At 63.8% G+C, this 21,840-nt stretch carries 14 protein-coding genes and 2 pseudogenes; 8 read left to right on the top strand and 8 right to left on the bottom strand.

Annotated features, from left to right (window positions below):
- Window positions 1-14: 14 nt before the first annotated feature.
- The 6 genes and pseudogenes from JOE41_RS20225 to JOE41_RS20200 form a co-directional block, all read left to right on the top strand.
- Entirely contained in the window at window positions 15-947 is a 933-nt protein-coding gene (locus JOE41_RS20225) for a ketopantoate reductase family protein (RefSeq protein ID WP_011691743.1), read from the top strand.
- Window positions 948-1,617: 670 nt separating this feature from the next.
- Window positions 1,618-3,501: a beta-glucoside-specific PTS transporter subunit IIABC gene (locus JOE41_RS20220; protein WP_209753397.1), complete on the top strand. Its 1,884-nt coding sequence runs from the start codon at window positions 1,618-1,620 to the stop codon at window positions 3,499-3,501.
- A complete protein-coding gene (locus JOE41_RS20215) occupies window positions 3,488-4,939 on the top strand; it encodes a glycoside hydrolase family 1 protein (protein WP_209753396.1) in 1,452 nt (483 codons plus the stop codon). The genes JOE41_RS20220 and JOE41_RS20215 overlap by 14 nt, the downstream gene beginning before the upstream one ends.
- A 30-nt stretch (window positions 4,940-4,969) precedes the next feature.
- A complete protein-coding gene (locus JOE41_RS20210; protein ID WP_245200774.1) occupies window positions 4,970-5,812 on the top strand; it encodes a PRD domain-containing protein in 843 nt (280 codons plus the stop codon).
- 41 nt (window positions 5,813-5,853) lie between these two features.
- The gene (locus JOE41_RS20205; RefSeq protein ID WP_043429703.1) at window positions 5,854-6,120 is read left to right on the top strand and encodes an HPr family phosphocarrier protein; all 267 of its coding nucleotides are present in this window, start codon (window positions 5,854-5,856) and stop codon (window positions 6,118-6,120) included.
- 142 nt (window positions 6,121-6,262) lie between these two features.
- A pseudogene (locus tag JOE41_RS20200) lies at window positions 6,263-6,541 on the top strand (aldehyde dehydrogenase family protein); the annotation flags it as partial.
- Window positions 6,542-7,369: 828 nt separating this feature from the next.
- On the opposite strand, the pseudogene JOE41_RS20195 reads toward JOE41_RS20200, so the two are convergent.
- Window positions 7,370-8,553 (bottom strand): annotated as a pseudogene (locus JOE41_RS20195) (cation:proton antiporter).
- Between the two features lie 688 nt (window positions 8,554-9,241).
- Here JOE41_RS20195 and JOE41_RS20190 point away from each other — a divergent pair.
- The gene (locus JOE41_RS20190) at window positions 9,242-10,825 is read left to right on the top strand and encodes a CYTH and CHAD domain-containing protein (RefSeq protein ID WP_245200772.1); all 1,584 of its coding nucleotides are present in this window, start codon (window positions 9,242-9,244) and stop codon (window positions 10,823-10,825) included.
- Between the two features lie 299 nt (window positions 10,826-11,124).
- Here JOE41_RS20190 and JOE41_RS20185 read toward each other — a convergent pair whose 3' ends face one another.
- Window positions 11,125-11,616, bottom strand: coding sequence for a universal stress protein (locus tag JOE41_RS20185; RefSeq protein WP_011691734.1), 492 nt, complete (start codon window positions 11,614-11,616; stop codon window positions 11,125-11,127).
- Window positions 11,617-12,086: 470 nt separating this feature from the next.
- Between JOE41_RS20185 and JOE41_RS20180 the strand changes: the two genes are divergently transcribed.
- Entirely contained in the window at window positions 12,087-12,305 is a 219-nt protein-coding gene (locus JOE41_RS20180; protein WP_209753395.1) for a three-helix bundle dimerization domain-containing protein, read from the top strand.
- A 157-nt stretch (window positions 12,306-12,462) separates the two neighbouring features.
- Here the strand turns inward: JOE41_RS20180 and JOE41_RS20175 are convergent, their stop codons facing one another.
- The 6 genes from JOE41_RS20175 to kdpA all read right to left on the bottom strand — a co-directional run bounded on the left by JOE41_RS20175 (window position 12,463) and on the right by kdpA (window position 21,836).
- On the bottom strand, window positions 12,463-13,086 hold the full coding sequence (locus JOE41_RS20175) for a GNAT family N-acetyltransferase (protein ID WP_011691732.1): 624 nt from the start codon (window positions 13,084-13,086) through the stop codon (window positions 12,463-12,465).
- 972 nt (window positions 13,087-14,058) lie between these two features.
- A complete protein-coding gene (locus JOE41_RS20170; RefSeq protein WP_011691730.1) occupies window positions 14,059-14,733 on the bottom strand; it encodes a response regulator in 675 nt (224 codons plus the stop codon).
- A complete protein-coding gene (locus tag JOE41_RS20165; protein WP_209753394.1) occupies window positions 14,730-17,381 on the bottom strand; it encodes a DUF4118 domain-containing protein in 2,652 nt (883 codons plus the stop codon). Before JOE41_RS20165 ends, JOE41_RS20170 begins: the two co-directional genes overlap by 4 nt.
- Before the next feature lie 33 nt (window positions 17,382-17,414).
- Window positions 17,415-18,035, bottom strand: coding sequence for a K(+)-transporting ATPase subunit C (gene kdpC / locus JOE41_RS20160; protein ID WP_209753393.1), 621 nt, complete (start codon window positions 18,033-18,035; stop codon window positions 17,415-17,417).
- Window positions 18,036-18,045: 10 nt separating this feature from the next.
- Window positions 18,046-20,172: a potassium-transporting ATPase subunit KdpB gene (kdpB, locus tag JOE41_RS20155; RefSeq protein ID WP_209753392.1), complete on the bottom strand. Its 2,127-nt coding sequence runs from the start codon at window positions 20,170-20,172 to the stop codon at window positions 18,046-18,048.
- On the bottom strand, window positions 20,169-21,836 hold the full coding sequence (gene kdpA / locus JOE41_RS20150; protein ID WP_209753391.1) for a potassium-transporting ATPase subunit KdpA: 1,668 nt from the start codon (window positions 21,834-21,836) through the stop codon (window positions 20,169-20,171). Before kdpA ends, kdpB begins: the two co-directional genes overlap by 4 nt.
- Window positions 21,837-21,840: the final 4 nt, after the last annotated feature.

The raw sequence follows: 21,840 nt of genomic DNA, 5'->3' as shown, positions 1-21,840 counted from the left end.
ACGGCAAAACCAAAGTGAAAATCGGTATTCTCGGCGCTGGAGCCATGGGCCAGCTTTTCGGGGCCAGACTGCAAATCGCCGGCCAAGCCGTTGTATTCATCGACGCCGCGCCAAACACGATCAACGTGCTCAACAGTGAGGGAATCGCGCTCACAACCGAAGACGGCGCAGAACATACGCACGCGAGTGCAGGATTGGCCTCCGACTTCCGCGACATTCTTGACCTGGTCATGGTCTTCACGAAGGGCTTCCACACCGCCCCGGCCCTAGAATCCATCGGCCACCTTATCGGTCCGGAAACTCACGGAATCACTCTCCAGAACGGCCTGGGCAACGGAGTGGAACTAGCCCGCCATTTTGGTCCGGACCGGACATGGATCGGCACTACCGACTTTCCCGTCGATCTCGAACGACCCGGTGTTCTCACGACCAGCAACAGCGGAAAAGTGCGCTTCGGCTCCTACTCCGCCCGTCAAGCCTCCGTACTCCCTTGGCCGTTCAGAGTCCTTCAGGAAGCACGGCTGAACCCGGTCCTCGAAGTAGATATCCTCCCGGTGATCTGGGAAAAGGTCGCGTTCAACGCAGCACTGAATACGCTCAGTGCCGTCAGCGGCCAAACGGTGGGACAGATCGGTAAGAGCAAGGAAAGCAAAGAACTGGTCGACCATGTGCTGGCCGAGACGGCCGCTGTTGCTGCAAGCGCGGGGGTAGTCATATCCCTTGCTCGTGTAAAAGCGGCGATCACCAACGCTTACGAAAACCATGGCAGCCACAAGACATCAATGCTTCAGGATAGGGAAGCCGGCCGCCGCACCGAGATCGACTATATCGGCGGCGCGGTCGTGCGACTGGGCGCCGAGGCGGGCGTCGCGACTCCGGTGTTGTGGACGCTCACCCTCCTCGCCCGTCAACCTCTCCCAGAAAGGCGGACGGTCACTCCACGATAGTCCGGATCACGACCCTGCATCGCCCTGGTTTGGCGTTGCCTGAAGAAGCACAGCCAGAATCCGCGCACACTCGTCGCGTTCCCACCGGGTTGGGCACGAAAACATGTATCCCTGGCGCAAACCGCCGTTTTGAATGAAGGGACACACTTTGGGACTTACAAGGACCGCCTTTGGCCGCTACCCGACCACGCCAAGCGTCCTCCCAAGATGCATCTCGGACGGCGTGGACGGGCACATGCCCGTCCACGCCGTCGCAATAATCGGCTTCACCACCTTTTCACTCGCCACCGGGCTCGCCAGCGGACCAACCGCCCTCTTGCTCGAAGAAGCCGTTACAGGAGCCACCGAAGGCAGCCGACCCGGACGTACCTGGCGCGCCGTCGTGCCGGATGGCTCTGCCGCTGATGCAGCGCCGCTCGAACTGAGGCAGCTGCAACCAGCGGCGATCCGCCCAAATCAGCATCCTGCTCCCGCAACGACGCCCTCGAAAGAACCCTTGCACGGTTTCGGGATTGCATGTTACGTTGATCGTGGACATGTGACTGGTAGTGCAGGCAGGATCCGACGAAACGCTTTTCAAGCGGGACGTTGGGTCCTTTTTTTGTGCCCGAACGACATCAGGAACGCATCGAAGCGTGTGCGCGTGCCATTGGAATCCAAAGGAGGACCCATGACAACCCAAGAGAGTGCAAAGGCGATTCTCGAGCACGTCGGCGGCGCCGGCAACATCTCGAATCTGCACCACTGCTCGACCCGTTTGCGCTTCACGCTCGCGGACGAGAACAAGACAAATGAGACCGCCCTTAAAGCCATTCCTGGCGTCATCGGCGTCGTCAAGGGCTCATCCCAAACTCAGGTGATCATCGGAAACGGCGTGGGCGAGATATACGCAGCGGTCGAGAAGCTGCGCGGCGGCAACCAGCCCGCGGCGCCTGCCGGGAAGCGCCCATTCAGCTGGAAGCGCCTTGGCGCGACGATCATGGACTTCGTCGTCAGTGTTTTCACGCCGATCATCCCCGCCATCGCGGGCTCTGGAATCTTCAAATCGCTCCTCGTTCTCGCCTCCGCACTCGGGTGGCTTGACGCGCGCAGTGAAAACTACAAGCTGTTGGCGGTCATCCCCGACGCCGTCTTCGGTTTCATACCACTCCTCGTGGCCTACACCAGCGCCAAGAAACTCAACGTCAACATACCTCTAGCTATCGGCTTAGTCGGCGTGCTGGTCTATCCGGCGTTCACCGCCCTGGCAACCAAAGACGGCGGAATCGCACTCTTCGGCATGACCATCCCGGTCGTCACGTACACCGCCCAGGTCTTCCCCGCAATTCTCGCGGTGCTGCTGCTCTCTGTGGTCGAGCGGTTCTTCACCAAAATCACCTGGGCCCCCATCCGCGTTTTCTTCGTACCCATGATGTGCATTGTTATCGTCGCCCCGGCGACGATCTTCCTGCTCGGACCGCTCGGCTTCTGGCTCGGAACCCTTCTGACAGGAGCAATGACCGGCCTGCACGGCTCGTTCGGTTGGGTCGCTGTCATGCTGCTCGCTGGAGTGCTGCCGTTGATTATCTCCGTAGGAATGCACAAGGCCTTCATTCCTCCGACCATCGCCACGATTGCCGCCACCGGCCAGGAATCGCTGTACCAGCCGGCGTCGCTAGCGCACAACCTCAGTGAGGCGGGCGCGACATTCGGTGTCGCCGTCCGGACCAAGAGCACTGCCTTGCGCGCAACAGCCATTTCCGGTGGAATCTCGGCACTCTTTGGTATCACGGAGCCTGCACTCTACGGCGTCACCCTTCAGAACCGCCGGGCCTTCATCGCCGTCGTCGCGGGCAGCATGTCCGCAGGCGCATACATGGGCATCATGCAGGTCGCCGGATTTGTAGCAGTTGGTCCCGGACTTGCAAGCATCACATCATTCATCGACGCCGAGAACCCCCAAAATCTCCTGAACGCCGTCATCGGCCTGCTGATCGCCGTGGCTGTTTCATTCACGACCTCTCTCATCCTCTGGCGAGACGACGCATCCGCTACGGTACGAGCACTCGGCGATGTGAAGCTCCCGGCACTCAACAGCGCCAACGTGGTCAGCCCCATCTCCGGAGACATCATCGCACTGTCAGAAGTAAACGACCCGGTGTTCTCCGCCGGCATCCTCGGGGAGGGTATCGCCATACGCCCCACCGACGGCGCCGTGCGCGCTCCGATAGCAGGAGTGGTGACAGCCCTGCTCGACTCGAAGCACGCCATCGGCATCCGAGGCGACGACGGCGTCGAAGTCCTCGTGCACGTGGGCCTCGACACCGTGCAGCTCGGCGGCAGCGCCTTCACCGCCCACGTGGCCATTAACGACAATGTCGAGGCCGGGCAGCTCTTGCTCGAGGCCGATCTGACCGCGATCACCGAAGCCGGCTACGACACCACCACCCCTGTGGTCATCGTGAACTCGGCCAGCTTCACTGTCGCCCTCACCGCCTCCGGCTCGGTCACGGCGGGCGAACCGCTGCTGCGCGTCAACGAAAAAACCAAGGAGAACGTCAATGTCACTGCCTAAAGGATTCCGATGGGGCGGTGCCATCGCCGCAAATCAGGTCGAGGGCGCCTGGCGCGAGGGAGGCCGCGGTGCCGCCGTCTCCGACGTCGCAACCTACAAGCCCGACGCCGACCCCAAGGACTACGCGATCCACCACCAGATCACCGTGGAGAGCATCAACGCAGCCTTAGCGGATGACGATGAACGGCTGTTTCCGAAGCGACGCGGCATCGACTTTTATCACCGGTACCCGGGGGACCTCGCATTATTCGCCGAGATGGGCTTTACAACCTTGCGAGTCTCGATCTCCTGGACCCGGCTCTATCCCACCGGAGAGGAGCTCGAACCCCAGGCCGACGGGGTCGCCTTCTACAAGGCGTTGTTCACTGAGATGCGGCGCCTGAACATCGAACCCTTGGTGACCCTCTCGCACTACGACCCACCGATAGCCCTCGCGCTCAAGCACAACGGCTGGGTCGCGCGCCGCACAATCGCGTTATTCGAGCGCTTCGCCCGCACCTGCTTCAGTGAGTTCGGCGACCTGGTGAACATGTGGCTTACCTTCAACGAGATCGACGGCATCATCCGTCACCCATTCACCTCCGGTGGCATCATCGACGAAACCGTTGAGGGCAGCCTCGAGCAAGCCTGCTACAGCGCACTGCACCACCAGTTCGTGGCTGCAGCATCGGTCACCAAAATGCTTCGCGAGATCTCACCAGGGGCGCAGATGGGTTGCATGCTCACCATGCTCATGACATACCCGAATACCTGTCGTCCCGAAGACGTCGCCGCCACGCAAGCGAAAGAGAGGCTGCTCTATCTATGCACTGACGTGCAGGCCGGAGGCGGCTACCCGCGGCTAGCCCTGCGGGCGCTCGAGCTTCGCGGCGTAACCATCCCCTTCCTTGACGGCGACACCAAACTGCTCGCCGAAAATCCAGTCGACTTCATCTCGTTCAGCTACTACAACTCGATGACCGAATCGGTGCGCCCGGATGCCGAGCGCACACCAGGGAACACCGTGCTCGGGGTGAAGAACCCGTTCCTCGATTCGAGCGAATGGGGATGGCAGATCGACCCGGTCGGCCTCCGGATCGCGCTGATCGACCTCTACGACCGTTACGGCAAACCGTTGTTCATCGTGGAGAACGGCCTGGGTATGCGCGACGAGCTGACCGCCGAAGGCAAAATCCACGACCCCTACCGTATCGGCTACTTCCGCGCGCATTTCCAGCAGATGATCCAGGCCGTCGATGAGGGCGTGGAACTCATGGGCTACGTCAGCTGGGCGCCCATCGACCTCATCAGTTCGTCAAGCTCACAAATCTCGAAGAGATACGGCTTCATCTACGTCGATCAAGACGACCTCGGCCAAGGAAGCGGAGACCGTTACCGGAAGGACTCCTTCTTCTGGTACCAGAAGGTCATCGCGTCGAACGGCGCCGACCTGGGATGACCCACAACCCTCGACCCTTTGCCGCCGTCAATGGAGACATACATGCAGGTCATCAAGAAGGTGCTCAATTCGAGCGTCGTGCTCGTCGAAGACGAACAAGGAGTCGAACGCGTACTCCTCGGCAAGGGGATCGGGTTCGGGCAGAAGGCGGGCACGCGGATCGACGGAACTGGAGTCGACCGCGTGTTCGTATCGCTCGACGACATCAACCACGAGAACCTCGTGGAACTGCTTTCACAGGTTCCCGTGGAGTTCGTCGAACTGACGAGACAGATTGTGTCCGATGCGGAGAGCGAAGGACTCGAACTGGATCCGCACATCTACCTCGCCCTCACCGACCACCTTCACTTCGCGGTAGAACGGAAGAAGCGCGGACTCGTCGTCGTCAACCGCCTCGCTTGGGAGATGCGCACCGTCTACCCAAAGCAATACGCCGTAGGTTCCCGCGCTGTCGAATTGATGAACACGCATAAGGGCTTCGCTCTTCCCGATGACGAGGCAGCGAACATCGCATTCCACTTGGCCAATGCCGAGCGGGGCAAGGCAGGCCTGGACTCGATGCGGGTCGTGGAGCTGATCCGAGCCGTGACAACCATCGTGTCCAACACTGCGGGTGTACGCGTCGATCGACAGGATCTCAACTCATCGCGCTTCGTGACCCATCTGCAGTACCTTGCGGAGAGATTCTTCACCTCACGCCTGCTCGAAAGCGATGACGACTTCCTCTTCCACAGCCTCAGCGAACGCTACCCGCAGGCGATCGCCACGGCCGAACGTGTGCGCGCCTTCGTGCAGAAGGAGCACCAAACCAGGCTGCCGAACGAGGAAGTTGCATTCCTGGCCCTGCACATCGCCCGGGCCGCGCCCAAATAACTCCGATCCGATCCACCATCACCCGAATGAAAGGCACAATCATGGCACAGCGCACTACAACCATCGCGTCGGCGGTCGGCCTCCATGCACGTCCCGCAGCACTATTTTCGAAGGCCGTCGCGGATTCCGAGCACACGGTGTCCCTCACCACCAAGGGCAAGACGATTGACGCGCAGAGCATCCTCTCGATTATCACCCTTTCCATTGCGCACGGCGACGAGGTTACCATTGACGTGGAAGGCTCAGACGCGGACCGCGTCGCGGATAAACTGCAGGCGATACTGGCATCCGACCTCGATGCCATCTGAGGTGAAGGCCTCTCCCATCGACCTCATTCGGCACACCGAGCCCTGAGTACAGTACCGACGTTCAGATTGTCAGGCCGCCGCGCGTCCCAGCGCGGCGGCCACCTACCTTGGAATCCGCAGAATGCGGGAAGACCCTGCTTAGCTGAGTGCTCCCCGGCAAACGCCTCATGGCGGCCGCCGGAACTTGCTCCGCCTCGTCACCGCCGCTGTCGACGCTGGAGCGGTGATCGTCACCGCCGGCGCGCCAGTGGCCGGGTCCGTGTACTTCTACCAGCCCACTGTCCTCGCGAACGTGCCCAATAATGCGGTGATCCAGAGTCAGGCGATCTTTGGCCCCATCGCACCTGTCGCTACCTTCACCACCAAGCAAGAGGCGATCAGGCTCGCCAATGCCTCCGAGTACGGCCTCGCGTCCAGCCTGTGACAAATGCTCCACATTTAGGCCGGTTGCGGGGAGAACACGCACTACATCGTTTAGGGTCGGGAAATGACTTTGAGTTTGGACGGCGCACCGGATATTCGTGAGCAGGAATGCTGCTGCTGCGGGGCAACGTACGTCGTTGTGAGTCACTTCATTCTGAAGAATGGCCACACGCATGCCATCGCCAGGTCGGCACTTCATCACCACAGCGGCGAACATGAAGCCTGGATCGACGTCATTTTCGGGCGCTTCGGGGACGACCCCGTCGAAGAGCGAGTGAGCTTCGGTTGCCGAGTAGGTCCTATAGAGGGCAGCGCAGAACCTGCGGCGACTGTGGTTGACGCGGCCCAGCCATATCCTGACTCACCTGCCTGGGGCCACAAACTCTCACGTGAAGAAGGGCTGAAGCACGATTCTCTTCCTCACTTCTGGGACGTCGTGGACTGGCTGCTGAGTACGGATCCAACCATTCACGGTCATGTATACCGGAGGGACACAACTGACCTCCCGGTGAGCCCATTCAGCGCCGATTAGTTCGAGTGTCTGAAACGGCCAACTGTTTCCCCGCTCAAGGTTCCTCATCGCACGCAGACCGCCGCAAGATAGCTTGCCGGATCAGGCACCGTATCGGCGACCGGCTCCATGTAGTACCAAATTGTGGCTCCTGCGTTGACACTGAGTAGTGCGATGAGTCATTGCCTGTCGCAAAACCCCGTTGGCCAGAGATTTTACTGTTGCATCTGATCAGGTCCAACGGACGATATGGCTCACTGTCCGGCCACAGTATGAAACTCGGAGACTGACGGAAGTTGCCTGCGGCGTGGCCAACTACGCAGCCAAGGTCGGGCCGCCCCCGGATGGGTTGCCCGCCGCCGCCGAGGTGGCCTGTGTAAACCTGCGGGCGGCCCGTGAGCCCGCGGCGGTGCTCGCCCCGACGGTGATGAGCGCCCCGAGGATCATGGCCGCGGCCTCTCCCGGTTCCAACAAATGCAATTGGGAGCCGATGGCGGCAGCGGCAACCGGCACTCCCAACTGTGACGCTGCAAGAATCGCGAGCGGCAGAGGCTGGCCGAGTAGCCGCAGGCTTCCATGAACCAGCAGGGTTCCCAGGCCAAGGCAAGCCCCGAGAAGAAGCATTTTGGGGCTTACCGCAAGGGTGCGCAGATCAAGCGATGCGCCCAGCCAGACAAAGAAGACGGGCCCTACGAAGCCGTCGCTGACGGCGAAGAGTTGATGAGCCAGTCGCCGGGGTTCGCCCACCGCTGCAACCACCAGGCCGAAGGAGAACCCGGCTAGCATGATGGACACGTGGCCCGCCACGGCAAGCCCGGAGAGCGCGAAGAGCAAGACAAGTTGGATCCTCAGCTCCAGGGCGAACTTCCGGTCCTCGGACAGGTCATGTACCCGTCCGCGCGTGCCGCTGCGCTCCAGCCAGCGAAGTACAAAGAACAAGACTGCTGCGCACGCCGCGACGGCGGTTGCCCCAACGGCCGCCCTCGGCGCGTTGGCTGGGTCAACGGCAAGCGGAAGCGCCACTATGCAGGCGATGTCCGCTACCGCCACTTGCGCCGTCGTCGTCAAGACCTTTGGACCCCTCAGCCGCAGCGAATCGATGATCGGCAGGACCAAGGCGGCAGAAGAGGAAGCGAGCAGAACGATATAAAGGGAGCGTGTCCGGTGCCGAACGCAAAGGCAATGACGGTTCCGACGACGGCCGCCAGTACTGCGGCAACGCCGGCACGCAGGGCGCCCGCGCCCAGTGCCGGGCGAATGGCTTCGTCCCGCACTGGGACATGCGTCCCGGCGACAAACATGATGAGGGCGAACCCGACGTCGGCCACAAAGGTGAACGTGGGGTCCGCAGAGTCCACCAGACCCAAACCCGTGCGCCCGATGGCGATCCCAGCCAGTAGCTGCCCTAGCACCACGGGAAGATGCCATTTCCGGGGAAGTGCCAGCAGTGGTCCCAATAACGCGACCGCGGCGATCAGCGAAAGCTGAAAGAAAGACACCTTCCTCCTTCCACCGGGATTGCGGTTGGCTTACGGTAGACACCGTGGCACGTCAGCCAGTTTGAGTGGAATGTCGCTGTTTTGGTCCCTGAAGTAGCTTGCGCATACCCGATGGTAGCCAGCTGCCACCATTGCGGGAATCCCCCGGGCCAGATCGCCCCTGACCGTCAGCGATTCAACATATCTTAGGCAACCGCGAATCTTGCGGGTTCTGCCACCAGCCGCAAAAAAGGCGCAGGAATCGACGCCGACTGGGCCGGATCCGGGACCTGATGCGAAAGCTAGTGGCTGCCGGAAGCGCACCGGGTCACCCTCAGCGTTAATTCCACTATCAACCGGGACTGCGTGGTCCAGACTCGTCTCTTCCACCACCGGCTGATGAGTATGGACACCGTCACCCTCGTTGCCGGGGCGATGATGGGCCCCGAGTGTGATCCTGCCCCCGGCCCGGCTCGGAGCCTGTGGAACTGTCGGACCCGGCATCCCCGTCATGTGCCGCCAAAACGTGCCCGCCCGCCGGAGCCTATTGGATCGGCAACCCTGTCAGGCCCTGCACCGGCAGCGAACCGACCCGCTAAACCCGGGCCAAAGGCACTGGCCCGGGCCACGGTCCGGCCCTAGAATCGGTCCACGGTCGGGACAAGAAGGGCGCCCTGCCCCGGCCATTTCCACGGCGCCCGGCAAGGATATGCACGATGACAAACTCCCCTGCGGCCACGACCGCCTTCGCAGCCACGCCGGCGGCTTGAGCATCATGGCGTCCCGGGACACCACGGAAACAGAGCGTAAGTACGATACCGGGCCCACCGCACGCCTCCCGGTCTTCGCCGCCATTGCCGGCGTCGACCAGGCCGGAGAACCCGCGGAAACGTTCCTGGAGGCCGTCTACTATGACACCGCCGGGCTGGAACTCGCGGCCCGGGGCATTACTTTGCGTCGCCGCACGGGCGGCTTTGACCAAGGCTGGCATCTTAAACTGCCGGCGGGCCCGGACAGTCGCCGGGAGGTGCAGGCCCCCCTCGGCCAGCCCGACCACGTCCCGGCCGAACTGCTCGACCACCTCGCCGTCTTCACCCGCGGGCAGGAGCTCTCGGCCGTGGCCCGCCTTTCAACCCGACGAGCCACCTACCGTTTGTACGGGTCCGCCGGGGAACACCTTGCAGACTTCACCGATGACCGCGTCCATGCCGTCCCCTTGCGTAACCTGGGACCGGAGACACACTGGCGTGAATGGGAGATCGAACTCGTCCAGGCCGCACCGGAGCTCTTCACGGCCGCGCAACCGGCCTTGGAGGCTGCCGGGGCAGTGCCGTCAGCCCACGCCGCCAAACTCGCCCGCGCCCTCGGCCAGGCCTGGCCCGCGGCCCGGGGCGTGGCTCCCAGGCCGGCACGGAAAAAGGGACCCGTACGTGACGTCGTGGCCTCCTATGTCGGCGCCCAGATCAACGAGCTCCTCAACCATGACGCCGGAGTACGGCACGGTGTCCCGGACTCCGTGCACCAGATGCGATCCGCCGCCCGCCGCACCCGGTCCGTGCTGCGGACCTACCGGACCCTGTTCACGAAGGACGCCGTCGTCGGGCTGGAGCGGGACCTGCAGTGGCTCGGCCGGATCCTGGGCCGCCCCCGCGACGCCGAAGTGATGCGGGAACGGATCCTCGCGAACCTGCACGCCCTGCCCGAAGCGCAGGCCTCCGGACCTGCCCTGGGACAGCTTGAGCACGAACTCGGTACGGCCTACAACACCGGCTACAAGCGCGCCCTTGCAACGCTTGACTCTGCGCGGTATTACCGCATCCTGACCGCTCTGGAACACTTCCGCGACAACCCGCCCGTGAAATCCAAGTCCAAAGCCTCCAAACCCGCCCGCAAGACCAGCGCACGACTGGTGAACAACGCTGCGCGCCGCCTGGACCGAGCCCACCGGGCCGCCCGTAAAGCTGCCGGAACCGCCGGATACGATGCCGCGCTCCACCAGGTCCGCAAAGACGCCAAACGGCTCCGTCACGCCGCAGAATCCGTCATTATCATCCACGGGAAGCGGGCCCGTGTCCTGGAAAAAACCGGCCGCCGGATTCAAAGTGTTCTCGGCGACCACCAGGACACCGTCGTCGCCCGCGAGCTCCTGCACCGGCTCGCCGCAGCCCCGGACCTGGCCGCTGGGACCGCGGCCGTCTACACGGCCCTGACCGAACTCGAAGCCAAAACGGCCGCCAAAACCGAGGCAGCCTATCGCAAGCTACGCAAGAAGGCCCGTGGCCGCCGCCTCTAGACCCGGCGTCAAACCTTGGAGCACCCCGACCTGCCACCCCCGTAAGTCCCGGAATGTGTCACCCCGGACATGTGATGTTCACCCGTGGCGCGCTGCCCCTGGGTCTGTTCAGAAGCGTCCGGACCTTCACCCTTTCCAACCAGGATACGATGACCCATTTGCGCGTGCAGGAAGAATTCACGGCGTCCCTCGCACGGCTCACGAAACCACGGGGCAAAACACCTGGAAGACTCCTGCACCCACTACGTCAGAGCCGTGAAGGAACTCGCGGAACTGATCGGCTGACCCGGCAGTCAGGACTACCCTGCCGGGAGGATTAGCACCGGACGGTCCTGGATCCGGAGCAGCTCATCCGGAACGGTTCCCTCCACCACCCGCTGCAGCTTGGCAAGGACGCCGGGCCGTGGACCGCCAACGAGCAGCAGGGACGCACCCGTGCTCGCCGCGAGACGGGCCAACGCCGGTGCGACAGCACCGCCCAGCACCCGGAAAGACCACCCAGCCCCTGGAGTTCCCAGGCAGAGCACGAGGCCCTTTCTCACGTCGGCGGCAGGAAACAGCGCCTCGTCACTGCCTGGCGGGTCCAGCGACTCCGCGTCCCGGAACCGGGGAGGAGCCCATTCCGCCAGATAACCGGCCGGATCCACATACGCGCACACCAAATGGGAGTTTACGGAACGGGCGAAGCGGGCCGCAGCCCCGACCAGCGGTGCCGGGCAATCCCAGGGGACACCGAACAGCACCGGCCCGTCACCGCACGCGGGCTCTGCCGGGTCCAACGAGAATTCCATTCGGCGCCCTCACAGTTGTTGGGCGAGGCGTTCGGGAAACGAAACGCGCTCCGCCCTTCATCCAGTTAACTCTTCCCCGCCCCACTGCCCCGGGCTCCCCCAATGGAAGCCCGGGGCCCGGCCTTTCCTCGGCCCGTCGGGCCGGAGTTAAGCGGAGGCCGCCCCGGCTGCTTCCTGCTCCGTCTCCAGAAGGACGATGTCCAGTTCGACCATGTCTGTCCCTCAACTCATGGCAGGAATTAACGGCCCCCTTCTCAGCTGGTTCATGTTCGGGTCCTTTCCGAAGTACTCCCTGTCTACACTGTGCACGCCCTAGGTTGCCCGAAAGTTTCCACAACGTGATTTCTAAATGCCAGGCTTACTCATTCACCGCGGCAGCCAACATTCCCCCGGGGGGGCGACAGAAGCCGGCCGCGAATGCGCTAAGCAGACTGCTGGACGCCGTCGTTCCCTGGCCTCAAACTGATTTGATGGACGATACGGAAAAGTACGAAACCATCGCCAAAGTCACGGACCGCCTCTCCGCGCGATACCCCGAAACATCCCGGCACTACATCGCCGGCCTTGTCGCCGAAGAATATGCCCGACTGGAGGCCGGCCGGATCCGCACCTACATACCTACGCTGGTGGAGCACGGTGCCAAGAACCGACTCCGCCACCTCGCTACCTCACCACCAGCAGAGAACTGACACCACCAATCCGAGTCCGATTTCCGCGATTATGTCGCGCCTTGGCCCCAAGGTTGCCCAACAGCGCTCGTCGATGGGACACGTGCCGGCGATTCGTCGTCGTTCAATTGGCGAAGCTCCGGTCAAACATCGGTTTCGGGGCTTAGGTTCAATATGCCTACACAAGGGAAACACGCGATTCGTCCAAGGCCAGGAGCGCCTTTTGTCGGGTCGTCGGCCATTCCTCAGTGAGCAACGACAGAACCACGATGTCCCGCCAGGAGCCGTCGATCCGTTGTGAGGAACGCCTTCGGGTACCCTCGACGGTGAAACCGAACCGCTTGAGCGACGAAATGGACCTGTGGTTTCGCGGATCCACATCGCACTCGACGCGTCCTGCGCCGCGGGAGAACACCCAATCGAGCAGGGCGAGCTTCACCTCGTGGTTGACGTTCTTGCCCCAGAATGCCGGGCTGATGATGGTCCGGCCGATTTTCACCCGCTGTGTTGGCCTGTGCAACTCCGTGATGCCGGTGGTCCCGACGAACAGCGGGCCGCCAGGCAGACCGGTGTAGTACACGGCAAAAATCCGCAGCCCCTCATGGCGGCCGTTGATGAAGCAGACCATCTCATCGTGTGTGCCCGGACGGTGGTGCCCGTCGCCGAACCCCGTAGCCCAGATTTCATCGTTGCCAAGAATATGTGCCAGCGCTTGGACGTCACCGGTACTGAACGGTGTAAGAACAAAACGCCCTGTGGCCGTCCGGAGCGTGGGAAGAGCGCGGGGCAGGCGAAGCGCCATTATGACCTTTCGACATGAGGATCGTCCGGACAGCATTCGGGACCACGACTAACACAGGGTGAACGGAGGGCGATCTCTCGATTTATGCCAAGCCAGAACTTGTAGCAGGTCCATCCGCCGAGCCCGCAGCCGACAAACCCGCAGGGGAAGCAAGCGCGTTCCTGCGGCGGGCGTGGGCGTAGCGTCCGGCCAACCCGGGGCCGTGTACCGCGGCGCCTTCACTTACGAGCTACCCGGACAATGGCCTGATGCTGAATTCATCCGAGTCCACCAGCCGCGTGTCCCCCGTGCGCAAATCGGTAATCCAAAACAGGTTCCCGGATTGAAGAATGCGGGCCACGCGGCCCCGGTGGGCAAGCTGGCCCCGATACCATGCTTCAATCTCCTGGCCCACAGCAATAGGCAACCAAGAAGCAGTCAGAGTCACTGGAGCTTCCTCAGCCAATGCGGGCTTCAGTTCAAGGCTATCCATCACAACTTAACGATGCCCGAGACACATTTCTCTGGTCTTTCGAGAGGATGACCATCCGATGTCTGCGGGCATACCAGCCGGGGTGGTGCACATCAAGGCGTATCAGCGTGCCTCCTTGACTTCGCCGTCTTTGCCCTCTGCACTTGCCCCTTGCCGCGTGATGAACCAGGGCGTCGGCGGCTCTAGTCCAAGGCAATGACGCCGAGGCCGGCCCACCACCAGGCTTTGTCTTCCCGTACTGCTTGCCACAAGCCAAGCGCCCCCGATTTCAGCGACGGAAGCGACGGCAGCGAGCATGAACAACAGAACGGATTTGGCAATGGACATAATCCGAATTCTGCCAACTGGCCTAATTAGTCGTGGTTCCATCATCGGTGGGCCGCTCATAAGCGTCGTTCCAAGCTTTGCTCTGCCCCTCTTCACAGCCCTGTTTCTCCTTACTTTGGCGAGGAAAAGGCTCCTTCTGGCCGGGTCCGGCGAAGCTGGTGCCGTTTGCGGGGTCAGGGTTGGAATCGGTAGCCGACGCCGGGTTCGGTGAGGAAGTGGCGCGGGGTGCCTGGTTTCGGTTCTAGTTTGCGGCGGAGCTGGGCCATGTAGACGCGCAGGTAGTTGGAATCGGTTGTGTACGCGGGCCCCCACACTTCGCTCAGCAGCTGGCGCTGCGTGATGAGTTTGTCAGGGTTACGGACCATGAGCTCCAGGATGTTCCACTCGGTGGGTGTCAGACGTACGTCATTGCCTTCGCGAGTGACACGATGTTTGCCGAGGTCCACGGTAAACGCGCCGGTTGTGACGACGGAGTCCTGGCTATGGTCCGATGCCCGGCGCAGTAGAGCGCGGAGCCTTGCCAGGAGTTCGTCCGGCCCGAACGGTTTGGTGATGTAGTCATCTGCGCCGGCGTCCAGTGCCTCCACCTTGTCTTCGGAGCCGTGTCGCGCGGAGAGCACGAGGATGGGGACCGGGTTCCACCTCCTGAGTTCCGTGATTACCGTTGTCCCGTCGATGTCAGGCAGGCCCAGGTCCAGGACGATGAGCCGCAGCGGATGCTGCGTGGCGGCCAGGAGGGCGGACTTACCGTCCGTGGCGGTAGTGACGGAGTAACCGTTGGCCTGGAGGGTAATTTTCAGGACTTTCAGCAGGAGCGGATCGTCGTCGACGACCAGGACAGCGGTCATGGGTTCTCCGTAGCGGATGGCTGGAAGGGCCGCGAGTCGGTGCGCCTGGCCAGCAAGGACTGCGGCTGCAGGGGCGCTTGCCGGTCACCGTCATCGATGGCCAAACCCGTAGAGAGCGGAAGCCGGATGACCATGGTCAATCCCCCGCCCGGGGTTTCCTCGGCCCTGAGTGTCCCACCCATGGCTTCGGTGAACCCCTTCGCGACAGCCAGTCCGAGCCCCACCCCGGTGGTTTGCGGGATATCGTCCAGGCGCTGGAACGGACGGAACATTTCAACAACGCGTTCCGCCGGTACGCCCTGGCCGTGGTCGATGATCCGCAGCTCGCTGGCCGGCCGCCCGGCGATGGTGGCGGACCTGAAGCCGCCGACTGCTCCCACGAGGACAATCTCGGAATCGGGGGCGTATTTGACCGCGTTCTCGACGATGTTTGCGATTACGCGCTCGAGCATCCCGGGATCGGCATCGATTTCGGGCATGTTTGCGGGCAATTCCACCCGGACACGCCCCTGGGGCGTGCCGTGCAGGGCGGCGGGGACGACTTCTGACCAGCGCACGGGACGGAGCAGGGGGTTGACGGAGTCGGCGCTGATCCGGGACATGTCGAGGAGGTTCCCGACCAGCAGGTCCAGCCTGTCGGCGCAGGCGTCGATGGTCTGCAGCAGGTCCCGTTCTTCTTCAGGAGTGTATGTGACGCCGTGCTGGAGGAGGCCTCCGACGGCGAGTTTGATTCCGGCGAGAGGCGTCCGCAGGTCGTGGGACACGGCACGGAGGATGGAGGTGCGCATCGTGTTGCTTTCGGCGAGTCGGAGGACCTCACGGCGGCTGGCCGCCAGTTGCTGGCGTTCCAGTTGAGCGGCCAGATGCACACCGAAAGCGCCGAGCAGCCGTCTATCGCTGGCCGGAAGGGTCCGGCCGGTGAGGACCAGCCGGGTCGTGGGGTCGATCTGTTCGATGTTGTCCGCAGTATCCGGCCCCGCGGGAGGGACTGCGCCGGCTTCTGCAACGGACCGCCAGCCGGTTCCGCCGGGAGCTTCTGTCCCCGTGTCCCCGGCGGATGTGTAGAGGGCTGCACCGCTGACCTGGAATACGTCCAGGGCCTGTTCAAGGAGTCCTTTCACAGTGTCTTCGGCGCGAGCTGCGCTTCGGGTAAGGTCTCCCAGCGTCGTGGCTTCGGCGCGGGCACGGGAGGCTTCCTTGGAACGGCGTGCCGAGATGTCGACGACGACGGCGACGGCTGCCGAGACTCCGACAAAGACCAGCAGGGCCAGGAGATTCTGTGGGTCGCTGATGGTCAGCGTACCGACCGGTGGTGTGGAGTAGTAGTTGACCAGCAGGCTACTCCAGAGGGCGGCAACGATGGCCGGCCAGAGGCCGCCGATGAGTGCGACGAGCACGGAGCCGCTGAGTTGGATGAGCACCGCTGTGGCGATGTTCGGTTCAGAATTCGCGGACAGCATGAGCTGCAGGAGAGCCGGCAGCACGGCGGCCAGTACGAAGCCGGCGGTGACCCTGACCCTGCCGAGGTCGCGTTGCCGGACCGGTCCGGTCCCACGCCCGCCGAGGGGGTGGGAGACCATGTGCACGTCGATGTCACCGGAGTCGCGGACCACCCTCGTGCCGATGCCTCCGCCGAGCAGTGCGCCGAGCAGGCCGGCCAGTTTCTTGTGGCGGGAGATGCCAACAACGATCTGGGTGGCGTTCACGCTGCGGGCGAAGTCCAGGAGGGCGCTGGCCGGGTCTTCGCCGGCCACGACATGGTAGCTGCCGCCAAGATCCTGGATCAGGCGGCGCTGTGCCTCCAGGGCCCGCGGGGACTCCTCGGCGACGCCGTCGGCCGCGCGGACGTGGACGGCCAACAGGTCCCCGCCGTTGACGCGGTTGAGGATCCGGGCGCCGCGACGGATGAGGACTTCACCTTCGGGGCTGCCGGTCAGTCCGACGACGATGCGTTCGCGGGCTGGCCAGGTGGCCTGGATGTCGTTTTCTTCCCGGTACCGTGCGAGTCCCTCATCGACCCGATCGGCGAGCCACAGAAGTGCGAGTTCGCGCAGGGCGGTGAGGTTGCCGAGGCGGAAGTAGTTCGAGAGGGCGGCGTCGATCTTATCGGCGGAGTAGATCTTCCCGTCGCCCAGGCGCTGGCGGAGGAGTTCCGGCGAGATGTCGACCAGGTGGATCTGGTCGGCCCTGCGCACGATCTCGTCCGGCACGGTTTCGGCCTGGCGGACGTCGGTGATGGCGTTGACGACGTCGCCGAGGGAGGCCAGGTGCTGGATGTTGACGGTGGAGAGGACGTTGATGCCGGCGTTGAGGAGTTCGTCGATGTCCTCCCAGCGTTTGGTGTGACGGCTGCCGGGGATGTTGGTGTGCGCGTATTCGTCCACGATCGCGGTCTCGGGTGCCCGGGCGAGAACGGCGTCAAGGTCCATCTCCTCGAATTCGGTGCCCCGGTAGGGCAGGCGCCGGGGCGGGATGACTTCCAGCCCGTCCAGCAGGGCGCGGGTGTCGCTGCGCCCGTGGTCCATCGCGAACGCGACGACGACGTCCTCGCCGCGTTTGCTCAGGCGGTGGGCTTCCTCGAGCATTTCGTAGGTCTTGCCGACCCCTGGTGCAGCCCCCAGGAAGATCCGCAGCGTTCCGCGTGCCATGTGGTTAGTCTCTCACCTAGGAGTGACCGGTAGTCACGGTTTCGAGCCGGTCTGCGCGGCGGCGGCCACGTCCAGGTTTAGGAGGGTGACGTTGACGGAGGGCTGGCCCAGGAACGCCTCAGGCCCGCTGCTGGTATGGCTCGCCACGAGGGCCGTGACTGCATCGGGGCTCAGCCCGTGGGCCGCGGCGACACGCGGTATCTGAAGCCTGGCGTACACCGGGGAGATGTCCGGATCCAGTCCGGAGCCACTGGATGTAACCGCATCCGCGGGCACGTCCCTTTCGTTGATGCCTTCGGATTCGGCGACGGCGGAGCGGTTGGCGGTGACGGCGTCGAGGAGTTTCGGATCGTTGGGTCCAAGGTTGCTGGCGGAGGACGATGCCGGGTCCCATTTTACGGCGGAAGGCCGGGCATGGAACCAGCGCGGGTCCTGGGCGCCGGAGTCGTCCGCTGCTGACTGGGCGATCAGGGCGGACGCGGCGGGTGCGCCGCCGCTGTCCTTGAGGATAGAGCCGTTGGCCTGGTACGGGGCGATCAGCTGCCCGGCGCCGAAGACGGCCAGGGGGTAGGCCACGCCGATGACCAGCGTGGCCAGGAGCAGGAACCGGACGGCGGTCAGCCCCTGGCGGAGGTAGCCGGTGAGAGTGTTCATGGGAAGGCTCCTAGCCGATTCCGGGGATTAAGGAAATCATCAGGTCGATGATTTTGATGCCGATAAACGGTGCGATCAGCCCGCCCAGTCCGTAGACCAGCAGGTTCCGCCCCAGTGCCTGGTTTGCTGAGACGGCACGGTATTTGACCCCACGGAGCGCGAGCGGCACCAGGACGATGATGATCAGGGCGTTGAAGATCACGGCGGAGAGGATGGCCGAGGACGGGGTTGAGAGTCCCATGATGTTCAGCAGGCCCAGCCCGGGGAAGGCTGCACTGAACAGGGCCGGGACGATCGCGAAGTACTTGGCAACGTCGTTCGCGACCGAGAACGTTGTCAGCGCCCCGCGGGTGATGAGCAGCTGCTTGCCGATGCCCACAATATTGATGAGTTTCGTCGGATCGGAATCGAGGTCCACCATGTTCGCGGCGTCCTTCGCCGCCGGGGTGCCGGAGTTCATCGCAACGCCGACATCCGCCGCAGCCAGGGCCGGTGCGTCGTTGGTGCCATCCCCCGTCATGGCCACGAGCCGGCCGGCGGCCTGCTCTTTCTTGATCACCGCGAGCTTGTCCTCCGGGGTTGCCTCGGCGAGGAAATCATCGACGCCGGCCTCCGCGGCGATCGCCTTGGCGGTCATGGGGTTGTCGCCGGTGATCATCACGGTCCGGATGCCCATCTTCCGCAGTTCGGCGAAGCGGGCGTGCATGCCGGGCTTGACGACGTCGGCGAGGTGGATGGTGCCCAGGATGTCCGCGGCGCCGTCCCTTCCCACCCGGGCGACCAGCAGCGGCGTTCCCCCCTGGGCTGAGATTTCTTTGACCCGGTTTTCTACCTCGGCCGGAGTGTGTCCGCCCAGCTCGGCGACGAAGGCCCCCACCGTGGAGCCGGCACCTTTGCGGATCTGCAGCCCGTCAAGGTCCAGCCCGCTCATGCGCGTGCTGGCGCTGAACGGGACCACCGCAAACTCGCTGGAACTGTGTTCCAAGGTGGCCAGATCCGGACCTGTCATGCCTTTATCGGCGGCGAGGTCCACGATGGACCGTCCCTCGGGTGTGTCGTCGGCCAGGCTGCAGACCCGGGCAGCCTCGATCAGGTCGGTGCGCTCCACCTGGTTGGCGGGGTAGAAGTTGACGGCGCGGCGGTTGCCGTAGGTGATAGTGCCGGTCTTATCCAGCAGCAGGGTGGTGATGTCCCCGGCGGTTTCCACGGCACGGCCCGAGGTGGCCAGCACGTTGTGCTGGACCAGCCGGTCCATCCCGGCGATGCCGATGGCCGGGACCAGGGCTCCGATGGTGGTGGGGATCAGGCAGACCAGCAGCGCCACCAGCACGATCGGCGACGGTGTCGCTCCGGCGAGGGACGCGAACGGGGCCAGGGATATGGTCACAGCGAGAAACACGATGGTCAGGGACACCAGGAGCACGTGCAGTGCGATCTCGTTGGGAGTTTTCTGCCTTACTGCGCCTTCGACGAGTTTGATCATCCGGTCAATGAAGGTCTGGCCCGGTTCGGCGGTGATGCGGATGATGATCCGGTCCGAGAGGACCTTTGTGCCGCCGGTGACCGAGGAGCGGTCTCCGCCGGATTCACGGATGACGGGCGCTGATTCCCCGGTGATGGTGGATTCGTCGACGCTGGCCAGGCCGTCGATGATTTCGCCGTCCGAGGGAATGACGTCTCCGGCCTCGCAGATGACGGTGTCGTTGAGCCGCAGCTCCGTGCCCGGAACTTCTTTGGTGGTGCCGTCGGGCTGACGAAGTCTGGCCACTACGCCCTTTCGGCTCGCGCGGAGGCTATCGGCTTGGGCTTTGCCCCGGCCCTCGGCGATGGATTCCGAGAGGGTGCCGAACAGCACGGTGAGCCACAGCCAGGCGGTAACGGCAATGCCGAAGACCGAGGGCCGGTACAGCGAGATCGCGGTGCATAGGGCAGCCCCGACGAGCACGGTGAACATCACCGGGGATTGGATCATCTGTCCCGGAGACAGCTTGCGGACAGCGAGGGGCAGGGCCGCTGCGACGGATGCGAGCGTCAGTCTCGCAGGTGCCTTTGTGTGGTGTTTGTGTTCGCCGGGGGTGCCGAGGGGATTGCCGTCGGCGTAGGTCTGGGCGGCGGTGTCCGTCTTGGACAGTGTCATTTCAGGAGTCCTTCTGCTAGGGGGCCCAGGGCAATGGCCGGGAAGTAGCTGAGGGCGGTCAGGATGACTGTCACGCCGATCAGCAGCGAACCAAACAGCGGACCGTGGGTGGGGACGGTCCCGGTGGAGGCGGGAACCTTTGCCTGCCGCGCGAGGGATCCGGCCAATGCGAGGACCAGGGCGATGGGCAGGAAGCGTCCCAGCAGCATGGCAATGCCCATCATGACCGAGAGGTAGGGTCCGGAGGTGGTGATGCCGCCGAACGCGGAGCCGTTGTTGTTTGCCCCGGACGTGAAGGCGTAGAGCACTTCGCTGAACTGGTGCGGGCCGGTCGCGGGTGCGTTGGCCGTCAAGTCCGGTAGCAGCACTGTGATGCCGGCTAGGGCCAGCACCAGGACCGGGGTGACAAGGATGTACAGGGCCGCGAGCTTCATCTCGGTGGGGCCGATCTTCTTGCCCAGGTACTCGGGCGTGCGGCCTACCATGAGTCCGGCGATGAAGACGGAGATGATGGACAGGATCAGCATGCCGTAGAGCCCGGACCCGGTTCCGCCAGGGGCGACCTCGCCAAGCATCATGTTCACCATCGCTACGCCGCCGGCCAGCGGCGGCAGTGAGTCGTGGGCGACATTGACGGCGCCTGTTGAGGTGAGCGTGGTGGACGCGGCGAAGATCGCACTCGGAGCGGCGCCGAAGCGTTGCTCGAGTCCTTCGCCCAGTCCGCCCGCGGCCGCGGTGGCTGTGCCCTGGGCTGTTTCAACGGCCCGTCCCATCAACGAAACCGAAGCCAGCCACAGGGCGCCCATCACGGCCGCAACCGTGTAACCCTGCTTACGGTCCCCCACCATCCGGCCGTACGCGTAGGGCAGCGCCGAGGGGATCAGCAGGAGCAGGAAGACCTGGAACAGGCTGATGAAGACATTGGGGTTCTCAAACGGGTGCGCGGAGTTGGCGTTGAAGTACCCGCCGCCGTTGGTGCCCAGGACCTTGATCGCCTCCTGCGAGGCCACCGGGCCGCCGGGGATGCTCTGGCTGATGCCCGTTGCCTGATTGGTGACGTCGGTGGACCAGAAGTTCTGGACTACCCCGCCGATCACCATCACGACCGCGGCGACTGCTGCCAGCGGCAGCAGGACACGGAAGCTTGTCCGGGCCAGGTCCACCCAGAAGTTGCCGAGCCGGTCAGTTCGGGTGCGGGCGATGCCCCGGATCAGGGCGACGGCCACGACGATGCCCACGGCTGCGGACAGGAAGTTCTGCACCGCCAGCAGACACATCTGCACGAACATTCCCACCGTGGTTTCCGGGACGTAGGTCTGCCAGTTGGTGTTGGTGACGAAGGATATGGCGGTGTTCATCGCCACCCACGGATCAACCCCGGGAAGCGCGCCGGCACCCGGGAGCACCCGCTGGAGCCGCTGAAGGCCGAACACGGCCAGAATGGAGACGGCCGAGAACGCCAGGACACTGCGGAGGTAGACCGGCCAGGTCTGTTCGGTGCCGGCGTCGAGTCCGGCGAGCCGGTAGAACAGCCGCTCGGTGCGGGTCGACGTCGTGCCCTCGAAAACGCGGGCGAGATAGACGCCCAGCGGTTTATGGGCGGCCGTCAGGGCAAGGATCAGGGCGGCGACCTGGGTGAGGAAGGATGCGGTATTGAACGTCACTGGG

It is taken from the genome of Arthrobacter sp. PvP103, assembly GCF_017833075.1.
In the GTDB taxonomy this organism is placed as follows: Bacteria; Actinomycetota; Actinomycetes; order Actinomycetales; family Micrococcaceae; genus Arthrobacter.
Note: the sequence above shows the minus strand (reverse complement) of the source record. Positions and strands in the feature narration are given on the sequence as shown.

Coding starts and splice junctions, on each gene's coding strand:
- JOE41_RS20220 (WP_209753397.1), top strand. CDS start 1,618: ATGACAACCCAAGAGAGTGCAAAGGCGATTCTCGAGCACGTCGGCGGC.
- JOE41_RS20215 (WP_209753396.1), top strand. CDS start 3,488: ATGTCACTGCCTAAAGGATTCCGATGGGGCGGTGCCATCGCCGCAAAT.
- JOE41_RS20210 (WP_245200774.1), top strand. CDS start 4,970: ATGGAGACATACATGCAGGTCATCAAGAAGGTGCTCAATTCGAGCGTC.
- JOE41_RS20205 (WP_043429703.1), top strand. CDS start 5,854: ATGGCACAGCGCACTACAACCATCGCGTCGGCGGTCGGCCTCCATGCA.
- JOE41_RS20190 (WP_245200772.1), top strand. CDS start 9,242: ATGCACGATGACAAACTCCCCTGCGGCCACGACCGCCTTCGCAGCCAC.
- JOE41_RS20185 (WP_011691734.1), bottom strand. CDS start 11,616: ATGGAATTCTCGTTGGACCCGGCAGAGCCCGCGTGCGGTGACGGGCCG.
- JOE41_RS20180 (WP_209753395.1), top strand. CDS start 12,087: ATGGACGATACGGAAAAGTACGAAACCATCGCCAAAGTCACGGACCGC.
- JOE41_RS20175 (WP_011691732.1), bottom strand. CDS start 13,086: ATGGCGCTTCGCCTGCCCCGCGCTCTTCCCACGCTCCGGACGGCCACA.
- JOE41_RS20170 (WP_011691730.1), bottom strand. CDS start 14,733: ATGACCGCTGTCCTGGTCGTCGACGACGATCCGCTCCTGCTGAAAGTC.
- JOE41_RS20165 (WP_209753394.1), bottom strand. CDS start 17,381: ATGGCACGCGGAACGCTGCGGATCTTCCTGGGGGCTGCACCAGGGGTC.
- kdpC (WP_209753393.1), bottom strand. CDS start 18,035: ATGAACACTCTCACCGGCTACCTCCGCCAGGGGCTGACCGCCGTCCGG.
- kdpB (WP_209753392.1), bottom strand. CDS start 20,172: ATGACACTGTCCAAGACGGACACCGCCGCCCAGACCTACGCCGACGGC.